Annotated in this window: 1 protein-coding gene; it reads left to right on the top strand. The window is 46.8% G+C overall.

Annotated features, from left to right (window positions below; all coding sequences use genetic code 11):
* Positions 1-105 precede the first annotated feature (105 nt).
* Positions 106-1,020 (top strand): transposase (locus tag CRJ00_RS18100; RefSeq protein ID WP_144038205.1); only part of this gene is annotated, 915 nt, incomplete at its 3' end.

Here is a 1,020-nt window from a genome sequence, read left to right as displayed (position 1 = left end):
TCTAAAAAGGTCTCTTAAAAGAGAACCCCGTCATTAAAAAATGGCGGGGTTTTTCTGTTTTTTGTCCTCAAGATTTTGTATCTTAAGGTGCAACCAAAAAACAATATGGCAAACATACAATTCAAAGCGCTTCCATCCAATAGTCCTAGTCTTTTTCCTGAGAATATTTTAGACCGTATCCCCTTGCACCATCCTGTTCGGTTGGTGAGCCAGGTTGTTGACCAGTTGGATCTGGAACATATCATCCGTCAGTATAAAGGAGGGGGAACGACCAGTTTCCATCCCAGGATGCTCATTAAGGTACTGTTCTACGCGTATCTGAGCAATATCTATTCTTGCCGCAAGATCGAGCGCGCCCTGCACGAGAACATCCATTTCATGTGGCTTTCGGGCAACAGTACACCGGATTACCGTACGATCAATTATTTCAGGGGAAAGCGTCTTAAGGRACAGATACAGGAGCTGTTTGCCAGTATCGTTCGGATGCTGCATGATATGGAGTATGTCAGCCTGAAAGTCCAGTATGTAGATGGTACCAAGATCGAATCGGCCGCCGGTCGTTATACCTTCGTTTGGAAGAAATCGATTGAGAAGAACAAGATAAAGCTGGAGGCGAACATCGCTTCGGTCCTTTCGGATATCGATGCACAGATCAGCCAGGACCAATCTTCATTAGGGGATCAGCAGGTCGGCAGGGCCATCGATAGTGCCCAGCTGAGGGAAAAGATCAAATCGATCAATGCCAGGCTCAAAGGAGTGGATAGATCTACCGATAGGCAGCTGAGGAAGCTTGAAGACGACTATCTGCCCCGACTAGAGAAATATGAGGAGCAACTGGAAGTACTGGGAGATCGCAATAGTTATAGCAAGACCGATACCGATGCCGTGTTTATGCGGATGAAAGAGGACCACATGAAAAATGGCCAGCTTAAACCGGCCTACAATACCCAGATCAGCACCGAAGAGCAGTTCATCACCCATTATAGCATCCATCAAACGGCCGCAGATACCACAACCCTG

Source organism: Sphingobacterium sp. 1.A.4 (assembly GCF_002734245.1).
Taxonomy (GTDB): Bacteria; Bacteroidota; Bacteroidia; order Sphingobacteriales; family Sphingobacteriaceae; genus Sphingobacterium; species Sphingobacterium tenebrionis.
Note: the sequence above shows the minus strand (reverse complement) of the source record. Positions and strands in the feature narration are given on the sequence as shown.